The organism is Isoptericola hypogeus, assembly GCF_039531145.1.
GTDB lineage: Bacteria > Actinomycetota > Actinomycetes > Actinomycetales > Cellulomonadaceae > Isoptericola > Isoptericola hypogeus.
Window position 1 is genome coordinate 181401 of record NZ_BAAAPM010000009.1, and the last position, 17291, is coordinate 198691.

Consider the following 17291-nt stretch of genomic DNA (forward strand, 5'->3'; position numbering starts at 1 on the left):
ATGACAAGATGAATAGCACAACGCACGTAGTGGTATCGATCCCCTCGGAGGCACGGCATGACACCCACGGCGGTCGTGGTCGGCGGAGGCATCGCAGGGCTGGCGTCCGCGATCTCGCTCGCGTCGGCCGGCTGGCGCACCACGACGCTCGAGCGGGCGCGCGAGCTCGGCGAGGTCGGCGCCGGCGTCGCGCTCACGCCGAACGCGGTGGCGGCCCTCGGCGCCCTGGGCCTCGACGGCGACGACGTCGCCGGGCTCGGGCCGCAGACCTGGGCGACCGGCACCTGGGAGTGGAACGGGCGCCCCATCCTGCGGCTCCCGGACGACCCGGGCGTGCGTGCCGCGACGACGCTGCGCGGTGTGCACCGCGGGCGGCTGCACGCCGCGCTGCTGGAGCGCGCCCGCGACCTCGGGGTCGAGGTCGTCACGAGCGCGCGCGTGACCTCCGTCGACCCGGGCGCGCCGGGCGGCGCCCCGGCCGTCGTCCGGCACACCGTCCGCGGGACCGGGGGAGGCGGGGCGGGGGAGGACGAGCGCGCGGCCGACCTCGTCGTCGGGGCGGACGGCGTGCGCAGCGCCGTGCGCGCCGCGCTCTTCCCGGGGGCCCGCACCGCCTACTCCGGCTACTCCAGCTGGCGCGCCGTCCTGCCCGTCGCGGCCGCGGATCCCGGCCTGCTGCAGTTCTGGGGTCCGCACGCCGAGTTCGGGATCATGCCCGTGGGCGAGGCGGCGACCTACTGGTACGGGTACGTGCGGATGCCGGAGGGGACGGTCCTCGGCGGTGCCGACGCGGAGCTGGCCGCGGCGCGGGAGCGGTTCGCCGGCTGGGCCCCGCCGGTGCTCCGGGTGCTCGCCGCGACCCCGCCCGAGGCGGTGATGCGCCACGACGTGCACCACCTGCCCGGCGGGCTGCCCGGGTACGCCCGCGGGCGGGTCGTCATGGTCGGGGACGCCGCGCACGCCACCCTGCCCACGATGGGGCAGGGCGCCGCGACGGCGCTGGAGGACGGCGCGTGCGTCGGGCGGATCCTGGCGGCCCGGACGGGCGCCGGCGCTCCGCTGGCCGAGGCGCTCGCGGCCTTCGACGCCGCCCGGCGGCCTCGGTGCCGCGCGCTCGCCCGGGCGTCGGTGACGTCGGGCCGGTTCGGGTCGCACCTCGGGCCCCGGTGGCAGGGGCTGCGCAACGCGCTGATGCGGCGCATGCCGGCGGCCGCCGTCACCCGGGGCGCGGGCGCCGTGATGGGCTGGCGCCCGCCCCCGCTGCCCTGAGCCGTGCCTGGCGTCAGGCCGCCGCGGCCTGCGTCGCGGCGGTCTCGGCCCGGCGCTGCCTGGCCGCCTGGCGGTCGGCGGGCATGAGCGCGGCCAGCGCGACGAGCGCTACGGCCACGGCGGCGAGGAGCCAGAACACCAGGTGGACGGCCGACATCAGGCCGGGCCCGGCAGGCGTCCCGTCCGGCCCCAGCGTGGTACGGGCGTTGACGATCGCGCCGCACACGGCGACACCCACCGCGGACCCGAGCGAGCGCGCGAACATGTTCGTGCCCGTCACGGCGCCGCGCTCGCTGAACGACGCCTGCGACTGCGCGGCGATGAGCGTCGGGACCGCGGTGAGGCCCATACCCGCGCCGATCACGAAGCACGCCGCGGCCACGGCCAGCACGGACGACGACGCGCCCAGCAGCAGCGTGAGCGCCGTCCCGACGACGACGAGGCACGTGCCGACGACGGCGGTCAGCCGGAAGCCCATCCGCAGGTACAGCCGGCCGGCGTTCGACGCCGACAGCGGCCAGCCGATCGTCATCGCGGCGAGCGCGAAGCCGGCCACCAGCGGCCCGGTGCCCAGCACGCCCTGCGCGTAGATCGGGACGTAGGTGGACAGGCCGAGCACCACCACGCCCACGAGCAGCGAGATCGCGGTGGAGACGCCGACGACGCGGCGGCGAAGGATCGACACGTCCACGATCGGGTGCCGCGTGCGGCGCCCGTGCAGGGCGAACGTCGCGAGCAGCAGCAGGCCGGCGGCGAAGATCGCGACGGACGCGGGCGAGACCCAGGCCCACCGGGTGCCGCCCTCGAGCAGGCCCAGCAGCAGCAGGGTGCTGCCGCCCGCGAGGAGGCCCGCCCCGATGTAGTCGATCGGCTCGCGGGAGCCCTCGCGCGCGGGCTCGTGGTACCGGCGCGCCAGCATCCACGCCGCCAGCGCGCACAGGGGGACGTTGACGAGGAAGATCCAGCGCCAGCTCGTGAACTCGGAGAAGACGCCGCCCAGGGTCGGCCCGACCACGGCGGAGATCGCCCACACGGACGCGAGGTAGCCCTGGGTCTTCGCCCGCTCCTCCAGGGTGTAGATGTCGGCGGCGATCGTCATCGACACGGGCATCACCGCGCCCGCGCCCAGGCCCTGCAGCACCCGGCCGGCGATGAGGAGCTCCATCGTCGGCGCCGCGCCGCACAGCACCGACCCGAGGAAGAACAGGCCGACCCCGGCGAGCATGAGGCGCTTGCGCCCCAGCACGTCGGCGAGCCGCCCGAAGACGGGGGTGCTGACCGCCTGGGCGAGCAGATAGGTCGAGAACAGCCAGGGGAGCTGCTCGAAGCCGCCGAGCTCGCGCGCGATGGTCGCGGACGCGGTGGCGATGATCGTCGCGTCGAGCGCGACGAGCGCCGTCGCGAGCATGAGGGACAGCAGGATCGGACCGCGCTCGGAGCGCAGGCCGACAGAGACGGCGACGTTGCGGGGCACACAGGGACAAGCCGCGAGCAACCGTCGGGTATTCCCGGACGGGGCGCCCCACCGTCCCCGTGACCGACCCTGCGCAGGTTCAGCCCGTGACGGACTGCATCACGCGCAGGTGCCCGGCCCGCGGCGGCACGACGACCTTCGCCAGGTACAGCGGTTGGTGGCCGTGCTTGCCCACCTGCGTCAGGATCAGCACGGGATCGGACGGGTCGACGTCGAGGTGCCCGGCGCGAGTGTCACCGGGCACGCCCGCGACGAACTCGCACTCGCCGGCGCTGAGCACGGGTCCGAGGATCGCGACCAGGTTGGCGAGCAGCGTGCCCGGGCCGTCGACGGCACGGGGGAGGGCGTCGGCGACGTCGTGGCTGACGTCGGAGAGGTAGCGGCCGGCGGGCAGGTGCTCCTGCACGAGGGCGACGGGCTCGCCGTCGCGCACCAGGACGTGCTCGGCGAACCAGGTGTTGGCGTCGGCGTCGAGGCCGAGGGCCCCGGTGACGAAGTCGGTGGTCGGCTGGGAGCGCACGCCGACCCGCCGCACCTCGACGTCGCCGCGGGCGTCAGCGAACACCTCCTCGTAGGGTCGTACCTGCTCGAGGCCGACGCGGGGGAGCGAGGTGGCGACGAACCGCCCGATGCCCCGTCGGGTCCGTACGAGGCCGTCCTCCTCGAGGAGGATGAGCGCCTCGCGGACCACGGTGCGAGAGACGCCGAGGGCGGTTCCGAGCTCCGTCTCGTTGGGCAGCACGGACCCGAGCGGGAAGACCTCGCGGCGGATGCCGTCCGCGAGCCGCGAGTAGACCGCGACGCGCATCGGCTGGCCGGCCGGCGCGGCGACGCGGCGGCTGAGGAGCTCGGCGACGGGCTGGTCCACGCAGGCCTCCGGCGGTGGTCGGTGTGCTCGGTCGGCTCATTCAAGCACGTCGGAACGTTGCGCTAGGACGTCATACAAGGTCGTATGATGTCGCACTGATGGCCCGCAGGGCTGCGGTCCCCGACGAAGGAGTCTCCGTGGAAGCAACCACCTCACGAGCCGAGGCCGGCGCGACGACGCCCGCTGCCTCGCCCGCGTCCGACGCCGCGACCGGCCCCGCGACCGGCCTGGTCGGCCGGCAGGCCGCCGCCCTCGTCGGCTCGCTGCTCGTCGCCGTCATCGCGTTCCAGCTCGGCGCCAGCATGGTCACCCCCGCGCTGCCCGCGATGGCGGACACGCTCGGCGTCGGCGCCGACGACGTCGCCGCCGTGTCGTCCTACTTCTTCCTCGCCGGGGCCGTGGCGGGCGTGGTCCTGAGCCGGTGGAGCGACTACGTCGGGCGCCGTCGCGTCATGCTGCTCACGCTGGCGATCATGCTGACGGGCACGCTCGTGTGCCTCCTCGCGCCGAGCCTGCCCCTCCTGCTCGCCGGTCGCGTCATGCAGGGCACCTCCAGCGCGCTCTTCCAGCTCTCGTACATCATCCTCAGCGAGCGCCTCGCCGCCCGGGCGTTCGGCACGGCGCTGGGGGTCGTGACCGCGATCAACGGCGGCGTCGGCGGGGTAGACGGATACCTCGGCGGGCTGCTCACCGACAGGTTCGGCTACCGGTCGGTCTTCTTGGTGATCCTCCTCGTCGGCGCTGTCGCACTCGTGTGCGTGGTGCGGGTCGTGCCCCGGACCCTGCGGCCGGCCGACGCCGGCTCGATGGACTGGTGGGGCGCCGCGGCGCTGTCGATCACGCTGGTGTGCCTCACCCTCGCGGTCGACGCCGGGCCGAGCCGGGGGTGGGCCGCCCCGGGCACGCTCGGGCTCGTCGCCGGGGCCGTCGCCGGCGCGGCATGCTTCTGGGCCGTCGAGCGCCGTCGTGCCTCGCCGCTGTTCCCGTTGCAGCACCTGCGCTCGCGGGAGGTGTGGCCGCTGGTCCTCACGACGCTCCTCACGCTGTCGGGCGTCTTCGCCGTCATCAACTTCACCGTCGTCATGCTCAGCCAGGACGAGACCGTCGGGTTCGGGATGTCGGCGTCGGTGTCGGCCCTCGCCTTCCTCGCCCCGCCCGCCCTCATCGGGCTGTTCGCCGCGCCGCTGTCCGGGTGGCTCGCCGGGCGGCGCGGTTGGGTCGTCGTCCTGCGGTGGGGACTCGCGCTGTGCCTCGCGCTGCTCGTCGTCGTGGCCCTCGTCCCGACCGACCCGTGGGTGGTGCTCGCGATGATCGCCTGCCTCGGCGTGACGTACAACGGGCTCTTCCTGACGACGGCCAACGGCCTCGGCGTGCTCCAGTCCCCGTCCGACGCCCCGGGCGCGCTGCCGGGACTGAACAGCTCGGCGTTCGGCATCGGAGCAGGCCTCGGCATCGGCATGGTCGCGCCCTTCGTCGCCCAGGGGACCCTGGGCGGCTACACCACCGCGCTGTGGATCTCCGTGGCGATCACCGGCCTCGCGCTGCTGGTCAGCCTGCTGCTCGTCGCCCGGCCGGCCGCGGCGACCGGCGGCGAGGCCGGAGGCCGGGCGTGAGCACGCCCATGCACCACACTGAACCCGCACCCCACGAACTGCGAAGGACCACCGTGACGCTCTCCACCCCCACCGCTCCCGCACCCCGGCCGCTGTACCTCGACTGCGACACCGGTATCGACGACTCCCTCGCGCTGGGCTACCTGCTCGCCTCGCCCGAGGTCGACCTCGTCGGCATCGGCTCGGTGAGCGGGAACATCGACGCCGCGCAAGGCGCGGTGAACACCCTCGACCTCCTCGCGCTCGCGGGCCGGGACGACGTCCCCGTCGCCGTCGGCGCTGCGGCACCGCTCGTGGGCCCGTTCCACGGGGGCGCGCCGCACGTCCACGGGCGCAACGGCGTGGGCGACGTCGTGCTACCGCCGTCGGGCCGCACTCCCGCGCCGGAGACGGCCCCTGAGCTGCTGCTGCGGCTGTCGCACGAGCACGCGGGCGAGCTGCGGGTGGTCGCCGTGGGCCCGCTCACGAACCTGGCGCTCGCGCTGCGCGCCGACCCGACGCTGCCGTCCCGCGTCCGGGACGTGACGATCATGGGCGGCGCCGGGCTGCACCCCGGCAACGTGTCGCCCGTGGCCGAGGCCAACATCGCGGGCGACCCCGAGGCCGCGGCCGCCGTGCTCGGCGCCGACTGGGACGTGACGCTCGTGCCGCTCGACGTGACGATGGTGAACGTGCTCGAGGAGTCCGACCGCAAGACGCTGCTCGAGTCGGGCACCGCGCTGGCGCCCTGGCTCGGCGAGCTGCTCGACCTGTACTTCGCGTTCTACGTGACCACGTTCGGCCGCCGCTGCTCGGCCCTGCACGACCCGCTCGCCGCGGCGATCGCCGTCGGCGGCGTGACGCCGACCGTCGCGCCGCGGGTGCACGTCGAGGTCGACGTCTCCCAGGGGCCGGGCCGCGGGCAGACCCTGTGCGACCTGCGCGGCCTGTACGCCGGGCACCCCGACCAGGCCGGCGCCCGCTGCCGGGTCGTGCTGGCGACCGACCGGCCGCTGGCGCCGCACCTGGTCGAGAGGCTGCTGCGGCTCTGAGCCCCCGCCCGGCGGCGGGCGGTGCCCGCCGGCAGCCGACCACCCGAGACCGACCCGAACCCGGAGGCACCATGCCCATCCCGTCCGTCCCCGGCGACCCCGCCGGCACGTCAGAGGCGGGTCAGGCGCGGCCCGCGACGATCGTCGTCGTGGGCTCGGCCAACGCCGACCTGCTCGCCCGCGCCGACGTGCACCCCGCGCCGGGGGAGACCGTGCTGGGCCGCGACCTCGCCGTCCTGCCAGGCGGCAAGGGCGCCAACCAGGCGGTGGCCGCCGCGCGCCTCGGGGCCGCGGTGGCGTTCGTCGGGGCCGTCGGGGACGACGAGTTCGCCGACGCCGCGACCTCCGGGCTGCGGGACGCCGGCGTCGGCCTGGAGGCGCTCTCGAGCGCGGGGGGCAGCACCGGTATCGCCGTGGTCACCGTCGCCGCCGACGGCGAGAACTCGATCGTCGTCATCCCCGGCGCGAACGCGACGGTGGACGCGGCGCTCGTGCGCCGGCACGCCGGGCTCGTCGGCGGGGCGGCGGTCGTCGTCGTGCAGGGTGAGATCCCGCGCGACGGGATCGAGGAGGCCGCCCGGCTGGCCGCCGGCCGGCTCGTGGTCAACCTCGCGCCCGTGATCCCCGTCGACCTCACCGTGCTGCGTCGCGCCGACCCGCTCGTCGTCAACGAGCACGAGGCGCTCGCGGCCTGGGGACTGCTCGACCGCGATGTCGACGGCGATGTCGACGGCGAAGTCGACGGCGAGAGCGGCGCTCGTGCCGGAGCCGCCGGCGCGCCCGAGGCTGAGATCGTCGTCCGGCTGCGTGCCCTGGGTGTGCCGTCCGTGGTGCTCACGCTCGGCGCGCGGGGCGCGCTGGTGGGCCTGGGGGACGACGTCGTTCACGTGCCGTCACCGCGCGTCGAGGCCGTGGACACGACGGGGGCGGGGGACGCGTTCGTCGGGGCGCTCGCGTGCGCGCTCGCCGGTGGCGCCGGCCTTGTGGACGCGGCGCGGTTCGCGGCGCGCGTCGGTGCGTTCGCGGTGCGTGGGTCCGGGGCTCAGCCGTCGTACCCGTGGGAGGTCGACGACCTGCCGTGAGCGGGCTCGGCCGGACGGTGCGCCGCCGCGCCCGCTCCGGTCGTCCGGTGCCTGGGCTCGCGGAAGTGGCGCGACGTCCTCTGCACGGCGAAGGCGGCCCCGCTGAAGACCGCGGCGAGGACGCCCCCGGCGACGCCGTCGGCCGGGTCGATCTGGCCCCGCCACGACGCGACGATCGTGAGCAGGTAGAACGCCGCGATCGCGTACAGGGTGAGCGCGATGCCGAGCAGGAGAGGCCTCATCGCCACGGATTCCTTCCGTCACAGAGAGGGACGGCTCCGGGCAACGATCGTGACGCGCCTTGGGCGGGTGAGGTGCGCGCCGACGGCGCGTCGTGGCACGCCGAAGGCCCCCGCCCTGCGCACTCGCAGGTCAGGGGCCTTCGCTCTGTGGCTCCCGCGGTTGGACTTGAACCAACGACCGTCCGATTAACAGTCGGATGCTCTGCCAGCTGAGCTACGCGGGATCGCGCGGTCACCAGGCGCTGGGCCTTGGACCGGGAAGAACAATACCAGGCTCACAGGGGTAGTCCGGACGCCCCCCGCACCCTGGACTCGGCGGCGTCCACCACCCGGGCGACGTCCGGGCGGGCGAGGTCGACGCCGGGCCCGGCGACGGCCTGGGAGAACGTCGCGCCGGCGCCGGTGCGACGCACCGCGACCCGCACCTCGCCCCCGCCGGGGACGGCGACGGTCTCGGAGATCACGACGGACCACTGCACCCGCTCGCGCAGCGTCTGCGGGAACACCGTCCGCTCCGCGTCGACCAGGTGCAGGCTCGTGTCGGCGGCCGCGTCCACCCACTCGACGGTCAGCTCCGCGCGCTCGGGGTCGAACGCGGCCCGGTCGACGTCCGCCCACGGGCGGCGCAGCCGGACGTCGGCGCCCGCTCCCTGCCCGGTGGGGACGACGGCGAGGTCGGACGTCGTCGCGACCGCCCACGAGCCGTCGCCGAGCTCCGCCGACGCGAGCACCCGCTCGCCGCGTGCGAGCGGCAGGGCCTGGCGGACGTCATCGGGCAGCGGGGAGCGGCGGAACCACATGGCCACACCGTATCGGTGCAGGGCGGAGCGCCAGCAGACCCCGGACCGGGGGAGCGGAACGGTGACGGTGCCCCGTGCAGGACTTGAACCCGCGACCGAGAGATTATGAGTCTCCTGCTCTGACCAGCTGAGCTAACGGGGCGCGCGGCGAGCATACCGGCCGCCGCCCGCGCGCAGCGGGTGCGCGCCCGCGGCGCGCGCGGTGTCATGGACTGATGTCGGTCGACGTCAAGCGCGTCTACGAGGAGCCCGGCCCCGACGACGGCACACGCGTGCTGGTGGACCGGCTGTGGCCGCGAGGTCTGACGAAGCAGGACGCGCAGGTCGACCAGTGGCGCAAGGACGTCGCGCCGTCGTCCGACCTGCGCAGGTGGTTCGGTCACGAGCCCGGCCGCTTCGAGGAGTTCGCGCGCCGCTACGTCGCGGAGCTCGAGGGCAACCCTGCCGTCTCGGAGGTGGCCGCCCTGGGGGTCGACGGTTCCCGGCTGACGCTGTTGTACGCGGCCCGTGACACCGAGCACAACCACGCCCTCGTGCTGCGCGACGTACTGCGGGGCTACCTGGACGACACGGCGTCCGGTTCGGGCGCCTGAGCGGGCCGGACGCCCTGCGGCGACCGTCCGACCGCACGGGTGGTGCGTTCCAGGTCGCGCGCGACGGCGCGGCGCAGGCGCGGGCCGAGCGGCCGCTCGACGAACCGGTGCGCGAGATAGGCGGCCGCGAGCATGACGGCCGTGACGACGGCGAACGTGGCCGCGGGGGGCAGGTGGGGGTGGGTCTGCCCGATGAGCCACTGCCCCCACGACGAGTGCAGCAGGTACAGGGGGTAGGTGAGCGCGCCGGCGACCGTGAGCCAGCGCCACGACGGCCGGCCGACGGGCGTGAGCACCACGACGGCGACGAGCGCAAAGCACACGGCGATCGCGGCCCAGTAGGTCACCGGCCCGACGACGAGCGTCGTGCTGTTCTCGATGCGCAGGGACTGGCTGTGGCCGGACACGACGCCGGCGAGCGCGACGTTCAGCCCGAGCACGAGCCACAGCGTCGGCGAGCGCCGCTCGCGCACCAGGAGGTACAGCACCATGCCGCCGGCGAACAGCGGGGCGTCAGACCCGACGAGCAGGGTCGACCACAGCTCGTTGCCCGACCGGACGGCGACGGCGGCCGCCACCGGCCACACGGCGGCGAAGGCGACCAGCCGGTTGCGCGTCATCCCCACCGCGAGCAGCACGCCGATCAGGAGGTAGAACCGCAGCTCGGCCCACAGCGTCCAGTACACCGGCTCGAGGTCCTGCACCCCGAAGGCCCGCTGCACCATCGTGAGGTTGGCCGCGGTCTCGGGCAGTCCGACGTCCTTGCTGCCGGGCGCCACCACGAGCAGCAGGACGAGCACCAGGGCGATCGACAGCCAGTACGCGGGAAACAACCGCCCGACGCGGGAGGCGACGAAGGACCGCACGTCCTTGCCCCACGCCGACAGCAGGATGACGAAGCCGCTGACCACGAAGAAGAGCTGGACCCCGAACGAGCCGAACACGGCCACCGGCTGCAGGTTGGGGAACTCCTCCACGGTCCGCCCGCCCCACGCCTCGTGGTTGACCGCCACGTAGTGGTAGGCCAGCACGCTCATGGCGGCGAGGAACCGGAGGCCGTCGAGGACGGCGAGGCGGGGCCGAGCCGCCGTCGGGGCGCCGCCACCCAGGGCTTGGGCGGGCGTCAGGGCAGGTGGCGTCGTCCGGGAGGGCATCGCCGGGCACGTTACCAAACCGTGATGTGCGGCGGTCGACACGGTCACCGACGTGGGAGAATGCCGCCCATGGCGATGCGAGAGATCCGGGTGCTGCCCGACCCCGTGCTGCGCACCCCTTGCGACGAGATCACCACGGTCGACGACCGTGTCCGCGCCCTGGTCGACGACCTCGTCGACACTGTGGACGCGGACGGTCGCGCAGGGCTGGCGGCGAACCAGATCGGCGTGAACCTGCGGGCGTTCTCGTGGAACGTCGACGACGAGATCGGGTACGTGCTCAACCCGCGCATCGTGGACCTCTCGGAGGAGACGCAGGACGGCGACGAGGGCTGCCTGTCCGTCCCCGGCCTGTGGTACCCGACCACGCGCGCCTGGTACGCGCGGGTGGAGGGCACGGACCTCGACGGCAACGAGGTCGTCGTCGAGGGCACGGAGCTCATGGCGCGCTGCCTGCAGCACGAGTGCGACCACCTCGACGGGAAGCTCTACCTCGACCGCCTGGAGCGCTCGGCGCGCAAGAAGGCGATGCGCGAGCTGCGCGAGAGGCTCTGATCTGGCTCAACTCGCGCGTTTCCTCTCGCGCCCGCCGAGCGGGTCGGGCAGGATATGACGAGAACACAACGCGACACGCCGCAGGAACGCCAAAGACCATGTGACGCCTGGTGCTCGAGGACGTAGGGGAAGACGGACCTCGGAACCAGGGAGGACAACATGGCTGGTGCGATCACCCGCGGTGTGCTGTTCGTGCACTCGGCACCCCGTGCGCTGTGCCCCCACCTCGAGTGGGCGGCGGGCAACGTGCTCGGCGGCCGCGTGGCGCCGGACTGGACACCCCAGCCGGCGGCGCGCGGACTGTTCCGTGCCGAGTACTCGTGGCAGGGCGCCCAGGGCACGGGTGCCCAGCTCGCCTCTGCCCTGCGCGGCTGGGATCACCTGCGCTACGAGGTCACCGAGGAGGCGAGCCACGGCGCCGACGGCGCCCGCTGGTCGCACACGCCCGACCTCGGCATCTTCCACGCCATGACCGACGTGCACGGCAACGTCGTGGTGCCCGAGGACCGGGTGCGGACGGCGCTGGAGTCGGCCCACGACCCCCGTGCCGTGCGCGACGCGCTCGACCTGGCGCTGGGCACGGCGTGGGACGACGAGCTGGAGCCCTTCCGCTACGCCGGCGCCGGCGCGCCGGTGCGCTGGCTGCACCGCGTCGGCTGAGCCCGAGCAGGAGCCCGAACGCCGGTTGAGCCCGCCGATACCCCGCACACAGGGTCTCGACAGGCTCAACCGGCGTCTCGGGCTCCGGGCCCGGGGGTCAGGCGTTCGTGACCACCAGGGCCACGTTGTGCCCGCCGAAGCCGAAGGAGTTGTTGATCGCGACCACGTCGCCGTCCGGCAGCTTCTCGGGCGTGGCGCGCACGAGCGGCACCTGCAGGTCCGGGTCGGGGTTGTCGACGTTGATGGTCGGCGGGGCGAGGCGCTCCGCGACGGCCTTGACCGTGAACAGCGTCTCCAGCGCGCCGGCGCCGCCCAGCAGGTGACCCGTCATCGACTTGGTCGCCGACAGCCGCACGTGGTCGGCCTCGCCGCCCATGAGGGTGCGGATCGACGCGGTCTCCGTGAGGTCGCCGACCTTCGTCGAGGTGGCGTGCGCGTTGACGTGCACGACGTCCCGCGACGTCACGCCGGCGTCCTGCAGCGCCCGGCGCATGGCCGAGACCTGCCCGGTGCCCTCGGGGTCGGGGGAGGTGATGTGGTAGGCATCGGCGGACAGGCCGAGACCGGCGATCTTCGCGTAGACCCGGGCGCCGCGGGCCGCGGCGTGCTCCGCGCTCTCGAGCACCACGATCGCGGCGCCCTCCCCGATGACGAAGCCGTCGCGGTCGACGTCGTACGGACGCGACGCGCGCTGCGGGTCGTCGTTGCGCAGCGACAGCGTGCGCGAGGCCGCGAACGCCGCGATCGGCATCGGGTGGATCGTCGCCTCCGTGCCGCCGCACACGACGACGTCGGCGCGGCCGGCGCGGATCATGTCGAGGCCGTAGCCGATCGCCTCGGCGCCCGACGCGCACGCGGAGACGAGGGCGTGCGCCCCGGCCTTCGCGCCGAGCTCCAGCGACACGTACGCCGCCGGGGAGTTCGGCATGAGCATCGGCACCGTCATCGGGAGCATGCGGCGCGCGCCGCGCTCCTTGAGCGTGTCCCAGCCGTCCAGCGTCGTCCAAATGCCGCCGATGCCGGAGGAGACCACGGCGCCGAGGCGCTCGCCGTCGACCTCGGGGGCGCCGGCGTCCTGCCAGGCCTCCCGGGCGGCGACCATCGCGTACTGCGTGGACGGGTCCATGCGCTTGGTCTCGGGCCGCGACAGGACCTGGTCGGGCGTGACCTTGATGGTCGCGGCGAACGTGACCGGGATCCCGTACTTCTCGGCCCAGTCGTTGTCGAGGGTCCGGGCCCCCGACTCGCCCGCCAGGGCCGCCGCCCACGTGCTGGGGGCGTCGCCGCCCAGCGGCGTGGTGGCGCCGAGTCCGGTGACGACGACGTCGCGCGAGGCGGGTGCGGCACTCATGATGGGTGACTCCTGTGGGTCGAATGGTGGGACGGGGTGCGCGGACGGGCCGGGGTCGCCGACCCGCCCGCGCGGCGGGCAGCACGCTGCCCCGCGAGGTCAGGCAGCCTGCGCACCCTCGATGTAGGTGACGGCGTCGCCGACCGTCGTGAGGTTCTTGACCTCGTCGTCCGGGATGCGCACGCCGAACTTGTCCTCGGCGTGGGTCACGATCGTCATCATCGACAGCGAGTCGATGTCGAGGTCGTCGGTGAAGGACTTCTCGGTGACGACGGCGTCCGTCGGCAGACCGGTCTCCTCGGCGACGATCTCGGCGAGGCCCTCGAGGATCTCCTGGGAGGTGTAAGCCATGGGGTGCGTTTCTCCTTGAACGGGGTACCGGCCGGCCGGCACCGATGGGGTGTTGCGGTGCGATTCTCCCGCACCGCGAGGGTCGCCCGCCACGACCGGCCCGGGGGGGCCCGGTCCGGGGCGGTGGATCAGGGCAGCACGACGACCTGCGCCGCGTAGACGAGCCCGGCGCCGAAGCCGATCTGCAGCGCCAGGTCGCCGGACGACGCCCGGCCCTCGGCGAGGAGCCGTTCCGTGGCCAGCGGGATCGACGCGGCGGAGGTGTTGCCGGTGTCCGCGATGTCCCGGGCGACGACGACGGACTCGGGCAGGCCGAGCTGCTTGACCATCTGGTCGATGATCCGCATGTTGGCCTGGTGGGGCACGAAGACCTGGATGTCGCCGGGCTCCACGCCCGCCTCGGCCATGGCCTTCGCCGCGACGGGGGCCATCTGGAACGCGGCCCACTTGAACACCGACTGGCCGTCCTGGCGCAGGGTCGGCCAGCCGGCGGACGGGTCGTCGCGCAGGTCCGACCAGGCGTGCGTCTGGCGGATGGCGGGCGCCTTGGCGCCGTCGGAGCCCCAGACGGTGGGGCCGATGCCGGGCTCGTCGGACGGGCCCACGATCGCGGCGCCCGCGCCGTCGCCCAGCAGGAACGAGATGGAGCGGTCGGTCGGGTCGACGAAGTCCGACATCTTCTCGGCCCCGACGACGAGCACGTGCCGCGCGGCTCCGGCCCGCACGAGGGCGTCGGCCTGGCCGATCCCGTAGGCGTAGCCGGCGCAGGCGGCCGAGATGTCGTAGGCCGCGGCCGGCGTGGCGCCGATCCGGTCGGCGAGCACGGCCGCGCCGGCGGGGGTCTGGTGGAAGTACGTGACGGTCGACAGGATCACCGCATCGACGTCCGCGCCGGCGAGGCCGGCCGCGTCGAGAGCCTTGCGGGCCGCCGCCTCCGCGAGGTCGAGCACGTCCGTGCCGGCGTCCGCGCGCCGGCGCGTGACGATGCCGGTGCGCTGGCGGATCCATTCGTCCGAGGAGTCGATCGGGCCGGCGATGTCGTCGTTCGTCACCACGTTCGCGCCGCGCTCGCCCGCGATCGCGACGATGCGGGAGTGGCGGACCGGCTCGGCCTGCCGCAGCGCCTTGCGTGCGCTCACGCGGACGCCTCGCCGGCGCCCCGCGCGGCGTCCGAGTGGCGGGCGATCAGGTCCCGCGCGGCCTCGATGTCGTCGGGCGACTTCACGGCGACCGACTCGACGCCCTTGAGCGCGCGCTTGGCCAGCCCGGTCAGGACGCCGCCCGGCGCGAGCTCGAGGACGGCGGTGACGCCGCGCTCCGCGAGGGTCGCCTGGCACAGGTCCCAGCGCACGGGGGCCGTCACCTGCGCCGCGAGGCGGGTCAGCACGTCGGCGGCGGAGCCGTGGCCGTGCGAGCCGGGGGCCAGCGAGTCGTAGGACGCGCCGTCCGCGTTCGACAGCAGCGGCAGGCGGGGGTCGGTGGCGAGCCAGCCCTGGGCGACCTGGGCGAAGGCGGCGCGGGCCGGCTCCATGTACGGGGTGTGGAACGCGCCGGCCACCTGCAGCGGGATGACGCGGGCCCGCGCCGGCGGCTGCTCGGCCAGGGCCTTCAGCTCCTCCAGCCCGCCGGCGGCGACGACCTGGCCGCCGCCGTTGACGTTGGCGGGGTACAGCCCGGCGGCCTCGATCGAGGCGAGGACCTCCTCGGGGTCGCCCCCGACGACGGCGCTCATGCCCGACGCCGCGGCCGCGGCCGCCTCCGCCATGGCCCGCGCGCGGTGCGAGACCAGGCCGACGGCGCCGGCGTCGTCGAGCGCCCCGGCCACGGCGGCCGCGCTGAGCTCGCCGACGGAGTGCCCCGCGGTGACGTCCACGACGTCCGACACCTCGCGGCCGTCGAGGATCGCGCGCAGCGCGAGCAGCGACGTCGAGACGATGAGCGGCTGGGCGACCGCGGTGTCACGGATCGTCTCCGCGTCCGACGTCGTCCCGTGCTGCACCAGGTCGGTACCGGCGGCGGCGGAGAACGCGTCGAGCAGGTCGGGGATGCCGGACAGCTCGAGCCAAGGGGCGAGCATTCCGGGGGTCTGAGAGCCCTGTCCAGGGCAGACGACGGCGAGCACGGACCCACGGTGTCATCCCGGCGGGTGGGCGGCGCGTCGTGACCCGCACCAACCTGCCGTGGGTCGATTGTGGGAATCCTCTAATCGCTCAGGGCGCCGGGTCTCCGCCGTCGAGCTGACCGAGGGCGAGCGCGACCTGCAGGACGAACGACTCGCGCGCGTCGAGGGGGTCCCAGCCGGTGATCTCGGAGACCTTGCGCAGCCGGTAGCGCACGGTGTTGGGGTGCACGTAGAGGCGGCGCGCCGCCGCCTCGAGCGACCGTCCGGTGCCCAGGTAGGCCGACAGCGTCTCGAGCACCGACCCGGACGCCTCCTGCAGCGGGCGGTACGCCTGCGCGACGAGGGTTCGCCGCGCCGTGACGTCGCCGGTGAGCACGCGCTCGGGGAGCAGGTCGTCGGCGAGCACCGGCCGCGGCGCGTGCGGCCAGGCGGGCGCCGCCGCGAGGCCGGCCAGCGCGGCCCGGGCGGAGGTGGCCGCGGCCGAGACGTCCGGCACGATCGCGCCGATCACCACGGGTCCGGGGCCGAAGCGGTCGAGCAGCGACGTCGCCGCGGACACGAGGTCACCCTCGCCGCCGAGCACGAGCACGAGCCGGTCGCCGTGGATGCCGACGAGCGCGTCCCCCGCCGCGCGCCGGGCCTGACGCCGCAGGTCCGCCGTCCGGACGTCGTCGAGCCGGGAGGCGGCCTCGCCCACCACGACGAGGGCCTGCCCGCGACCGCTCCAGCCGAGCGCAGACACGCGCGAGCGCAGCGAGTCGTCGCCGTCGCCGCGGACCAGGGCGTCGACGACCAGGGCCTCCAGGCGCGCGTCCCACGCGCCGCGGACCTCGGCGGCCCGCGCGTAGATCTCGGCGGCCGAGAACGCGATCTCCCGGGAGTAGCGCAGCACCGCCTCGCGCAGCTCGCGCTCATAGCCCGGCGCGGCGATCTCGTCGGAGTGCTCCTCGACCACGTCGACCATGAGGCGCACGAGCTGGAGCGTGTGCTGCAGCGAGATGGAGCGTGTCAGCTCCGGCGGGGCGGCGGCGAACATCTCGCCCACGCCGTGCGGCGTGGTCGTCGGCTCGGCGAACCAGCTCACGAACGCGTTGATGCCGGACTGCGCGACGAGGGCCACGTACGAGCGGTCCTCGGCCGGCAGCTGGCGGTACCAGGGCACCTCCTCGTCGAGGCGCCGCATCGCGGCGGCGGTGAGCATCCCCAGGCCCTCCCGGACGCGCTGCACGTTCTCCCCGCGCGAGACCGGCTCGGCCCCTCGTGCGCCCGAGGACGTGCCCCGGGAGCGCGCCGCGGCCGGGCTGGATGAGGTTGCCATGCCCCGAGGATACGGCCCGGGTTGTCGAGAGTGCACAAAGGGCGTCGCGCCGACACCGGCGACGAGGTCGTTGGATAGGGTCGAGGTCATGGCACTCATGCCGCGACTCCGCCAGCTGTTGCGCCGACCGTTCTCGGCGTCGACGGTCGGCGCGCGGCGGCCCTCGACGGCTCGGCGCCAGGGGGACACCGTGCACGAGGACGCGCTGCGCGCGATGCTCTCCGACGACCCGAACGACGAGCGCGCCTTCCACGCGCTGGCGGAGATCGTGCGGCGGCGCGCGGCCGAGTCGCCGCACGCCGACGACCCGCTGACCGCGCCCGTCGACGACGTCGCCAAGCAGCGTGCCGCCGACCTGGCGGTCTGGTCGCTGGCCGAGGAGCTCGCCGGCCACCCGCGCGGGTGGCGGCCGCTGCTCGAGCTCGGCCGCCTGTCGCTCTCCGACGACCCCGAGGGCGCGGTGCGGCGGCTGGCCACCGCGGCGGAGCGGGACCCCGACGGCGTGGCGCTCGCCGACGGGCTGCAGATCCTGCGCGACGCCGGCATGCCGACCGAGGCGCTGGGGCTGGGCATCGGGCACTGGCGTGCGCGGGAGCACACCCCCGAGGTCGGGCGGCAGCTCGTGCTCGCGGCGCTCGACGCGGGGCGGGTGCACGAGGCGCGCCAGCACCTGGCGTCGCTCGAGCTGCACCCCGGCACGGAGGCCATGCGCGCCGAGCTGGCCGCGACCGTCGCCGCCGCCGAGCAGGCCACGCCCACATAGCCAGAAGGCCCCGCTCGCCGGTTGAGCCTGTCGAAACCGTCGGAC

Annotated in this window: 18 protein-coding genes and 2 tRNA genes; 8 read left to right on the top strand and 12 right to left on the bottom strand. The window is 74.9% G+C overall.

The features are described from left to right. The first annotated feature begins 57 nt into the window (after positions 1-57). On the top strand, positions 58-1269 hold the full coding sequence (locus ABD254_RS18805) for an FAD-dependent monooxygenase (protein ID WP_344250292.1): 1212 nt from the start codon (positions 58-60) through the stop codon (positions 1267-1269). Positions 1270-1282: 13 nt separating this feature from the next. On the opposite strand, the gene ABD254_RS18810 is transcribed toward ABD254_RS18805, so the two are convergent. Together ABD254_RS18810 and ABD254_RS18815 are read right to left on the bottom strand one after the other, a co-directional pair. After that, the gene (locus ABD254_RS18810; RefSeq protein WP_344250293.1) at positions 1283-2743 is read right to left on the bottom strand and encodes an MDR family MFS transporter; all 1461 of its coding nucleotides are present in this window, start codon (positions 2741-2743) and stop codon (positions 1283-1285) included. Positions 2744-2822: 79 nt separating this feature from the next. Next, positions 2823-3611 carry a GntR family transcriptional regulator gene (locus ABD254_RS18815; protein ID WP_344250295.1) on the bottom strand — a complete coding sequence of 263 codons (789 nt, stop codon included), beginning with the start codon at positions 3609-3611 and terminating at the stop codon, positions 2823-2825. Between the two features lie 98 nt (positions 3612-3709). Here ABD254_RS18815 and ABD254_RS18820 point away from each other — a divergent pair, with 98 nt between their 5' ends. From ABD254_RS18820 to ABD254_RS18830, 3 genes are all read left to right on the top strand, one after another. Beyond that, positions 3710-5224 (top strand): MFS transporter, encoded by a 1515-nt coding sequence (locus ABD254_RS18820; RefSeq protein ID WP_344250296.1) that lies wholly within the window; start codon positions 3710-3712, stop codon positions 5222-5224. A gap of 53 nt (positions 5225-5277) precedes the next feature. Beyond that, positions 5278-6255, top strand: coding sequence for a nucleoside hydrolase (locus ABD254_RS18825; RefSeq protein WP_344250297.1), 978 nt, complete (start codon positions 5278-5280; stop codon positions 6253-6255). Positions 6256-6326: 71 nt separating this feature from the next. Beyond that, positions 6327-7337 (top strand): ribokinase, encoded by a 1011-nt coding sequence (locus tag ABD254_RS18830; RefSeq protein ID WP_344250298.1) that lies wholly within the window; start codon positions 6327-6329, stop codon positions 7335-7337. Here ABD254_RS18830 and ABD254_RS18835 read toward each other — a convergent pair. From ABD254_RS18835 to ABD254_RS18850, 4 genes are all read right to left on the bottom strand, one after another. Beyond that, the gene (locus ABD254_RS18835) at positions 7298-7579 is read right to left on the bottom strand and encodes a hypothetical protein (RefSeq protein WP_344250300.1); all 282 of its coding nucleotides are present in this window, start codon (positions 7577-7579) and stop codon (positions 7298-7300) included. The two genes, ABD254_RS18830 and ABD254_RS18835, sit on opposite strands and share 40 nt — an antisense overlap. Positions 7580-7727: 148 nt before the next feature. Next, positions 7728-7803 (bottom strand) — tRNA-Asn (locus tag ABD254_RS18840). A 51-nt stretch (positions 7804-7854) separates the two neighbouring features. Further along, on the bottom strand, positions 7855-8379 hold the full coding sequence (locus tag ABD254_RS18845; RefSeq protein WP_344250301.1) for a hypothetical protein: 525 nt from the start codon (positions 8377-8379) through the stop codon (positions 7855-7857). Between the two features lie 68 nt (positions 8380-8447). Further along, positions 8448-8521 (bottom strand) — tRNA-Ile (locus ABD254_RS18850). Positions 8522-8594: 73 nt separating this feature from the next. Here ABD254_RS18850 and ABD254_RS18855 point away from each other — a divergent pair. Further along, positions 8595-8972 (top strand): DUF488 domain-containing protein, encoded by a 378-nt coding sequence (locus ABD254_RS18855; RefSeq protein ID WP_344250302.1) that lies wholly within the window; start codon positions 8595-8597, stop codon positions 8970-8972. On the opposite strand, the gene ABD254_RS18860 is transcribed toward ABD254_RS18855, so the two are convergent. Then, the gene (locus tag ABD254_RS18860) at positions 8936-10126 is read right to left on the bottom strand and encodes an acyltransferase family protein (RefSeq protein ID WP_344250303.1); all 1191 of its coding nucleotides are present in this window, start codon (positions 10124-10126) and stop codon (positions 8936-8938) included. The genes ABD254_RS18855 and ABD254_RS18860 overlap by 37 nt on opposite strands. 69 nt (positions 10127-10195) lie before the next feature. Between ABD254_RS18860 and def the strand changes: the two genes are divergently transcribed. After that, a complete protein-coding gene (gene def / locus ABD254_RS18865; RefSeq protein ID WP_344250304.1) occupies positions 10196-10681 on the top strand; it encodes a peptide deformylase in 486 nt (161 codons plus the stop codon). A gap of 159 nt (positions 10682-10840) precedes the next feature. Continuing rightward, on the top strand, positions 10841-11341 hold the full coding sequence (locus tag ABD254_RS18870) for a DUF3145 domain-containing protein (RefSeq protein WP_344250306.1): 501 nt from the start codon (positions 10841-10843) through the stop codon (positions 11339-11341). 97 nt (positions 11342-11438) lie between these two features. Here ABD254_RS18870 and ABD254_RS18875 read toward each other — a convergent pair whose 3' ends face one another. From ABD254_RS18875 to ABD254_RS18895, 5 genes are all read right to left on the bottom strand, one after another. After that, complete coding sequence (locus ABD254_RS18875; RefSeq protein ID WP_344250308.1) at positions 11439-12692, bottom strand: beta-ketoacyl-[acyl-carrier-protein] synthase family protein; 1254 nt, start codon at positions 12690-12692, stop codon at positions 11439-11441. A gap of 99 nt (positions 12693-12791) precedes the next feature. Continuing rightward, positions 12792-13043 carry an acyl carrier protein gene (locus ABD254_RS18880; RefSeq protein ID WP_344250309.1) on the bottom strand — a complete coding sequence of 84 codons (252 nt, stop codon included), beginning with the start codon at positions 13041-13043 and terminating at the stop codon, positions 12792-12794. A gap of 128 nt (positions 13044-13171) precedes the next feature. Then, positions 13172-14182 carry a beta-ketoacyl-ACP synthase III gene (locus ABD254_RS18885; protein ID WP_344250310.1) on the bottom strand — a complete coding sequence of 337 codons (1011 nt, stop codon included), beginning with the start codon at positions 14180-14182 and terminating at the stop codon, positions 13172-13174. Further along, the gene (locus tag ABD254_RS18890) at positions 14179-15165 is read right to left on the bottom strand and encodes an ACP S-malonyltransferase (RefSeq protein WP_344250312.1); all 987 of its coding nucleotides are present in this window, start codon (positions 15163-15165) and stop codon (positions 14179-14181) included. Before ABD254_RS18890 ends, ABD254_RS18885 begins: the two co-directional genes overlap by 4 nt. Positions 15166-15253: 88 nt before the next feature. Beyond that, positions 15254-16483 carry a PucR family transcriptional regulator gene (locus ABD254_RS18895; RefSeq protein ID WP_344250314.1) on the bottom strand — a complete coding sequence of 410 codons (1230 nt, stop codon included), beginning with the start codon at positions 16481-16483 and terminating at the stop codon, positions 15254-15256. 88 nt (positions 16484-16571) lie between these two features. Between ABD254_RS18895 and ABD254_RS18900 the strand changes: the two genes are divergently transcribed. Next, the gene (locus ABD254_RS18900) at positions 16572-17246 is read left to right on the top strand and encodes a tetratricopeptide repeat protein (protein WP_344250316.1); all 675 of its coding nucleotides are present in this window, start codon (positions 16572-16574) and stop codon (positions 17244-17246) included. Positions 17247-17291 lie beyond the last annotated feature (45 nt).

What these genes read in the sequence shown, in the direction of transcription:
- ABD254_RS18820 (WP_344250296.1), top strand. Translation starts at nt 3,710, where the DNA reads ATGGCCCGCAGGGCTGCGGTCCCCGACGAAGGAGTCTCCGTGGAAGCA.
- ABD254_RS18870 (WP_344250306.1), top strand. Translation starts at nt 10,841, where the DNA reads ATGGCTGGTGCGATCACCCGCGGTGTGCTGTTCGTGCACTCGGCACCC.
- def (WP_344250304.1), top strand. Translation starts at nt 10,196, where the DNA reads ATGGCGATGCGAGAGATCCGGGTGCTGCCCGACCCCGTGCTGCGCACC.
- ABD254_RS18895 (WP_344250314.1), bottom strand. Translation starts at nt 16,483, where the DNA reads ATGGCAACCTCATCCAGCCCGGCCGCGGCGCGCTCCCGGGGCACGTCC.
- ABD254_RS18880 (WP_344250309.1), bottom strand. Translation starts at nt 13,043, where the DNA reads ATGGCTTACACCTCCCAGGAGATCCTCGAGGGCCTCGCCGAGATCGTC.
- ABD254_RS18900 (WP_344250316.1), top strand. Translation starts at nt 16,572, where the DNA reads ATGGCACTCATGCCGCGACTCCGCCAGCTGTTGCGCCGACCGTTCTCG.
- ABD254_RS18805 (WP_344250292.1), top strand. Translation starts at nt 58, where the DNA reads ATGACACCCACGGCGGTCGTGGTCGGCGGAGGCATCGCAGGGCTGGCG.
- ABD254_RS18855 (WP_344250302.1), top strand. Translation starts at nt 8,595, where the DNA reads ATGTCGGTCGACGTCAAGCGCGTCTACGAGGAGCCCGGCCCCGACGAC.
- ABD254_RS18845 (WP_344250301.1), bottom strand. Translation starts at nt 8,379, where the DNA reads ATGTGGTTCCGCCGCTCCCCGCTGCCCGATGACGTCCGCCAGGCCCTG.
- ABD254_RS18835 (WP_344250300.1), bottom strand. Translation starts at nt 7,579, where the DNA reads ATGAGGCCTCTCCTGCTCGGCATCGCGCTCACCCTGTACGCGATCGCG.
- ABD254_RS18860 (WP_344250303.1), bottom strand. Translation starts at nt 10,126, where the DNA reads ATGCCCTCCCGGACGACGCCACCTGCCCTGACGCCCGCCCAAGCCCTG.
- ABD254_RS18830 (WP_344250298.1), top strand. Translation starts at nt 6,327, where the DNA reads ATGCCCATCCCGTCCGTCCCCGGCGACCCCGCCGGCACGTCAGAGGCG.
- ABD254_RS18875 (WP_344250308.1), bottom strand. Translation starts at nt 12,692, where the DNA reads ATGAGTGCCGCACCCGCCTCGCGCGACGTCGTCGTCACCGGACTCGGC.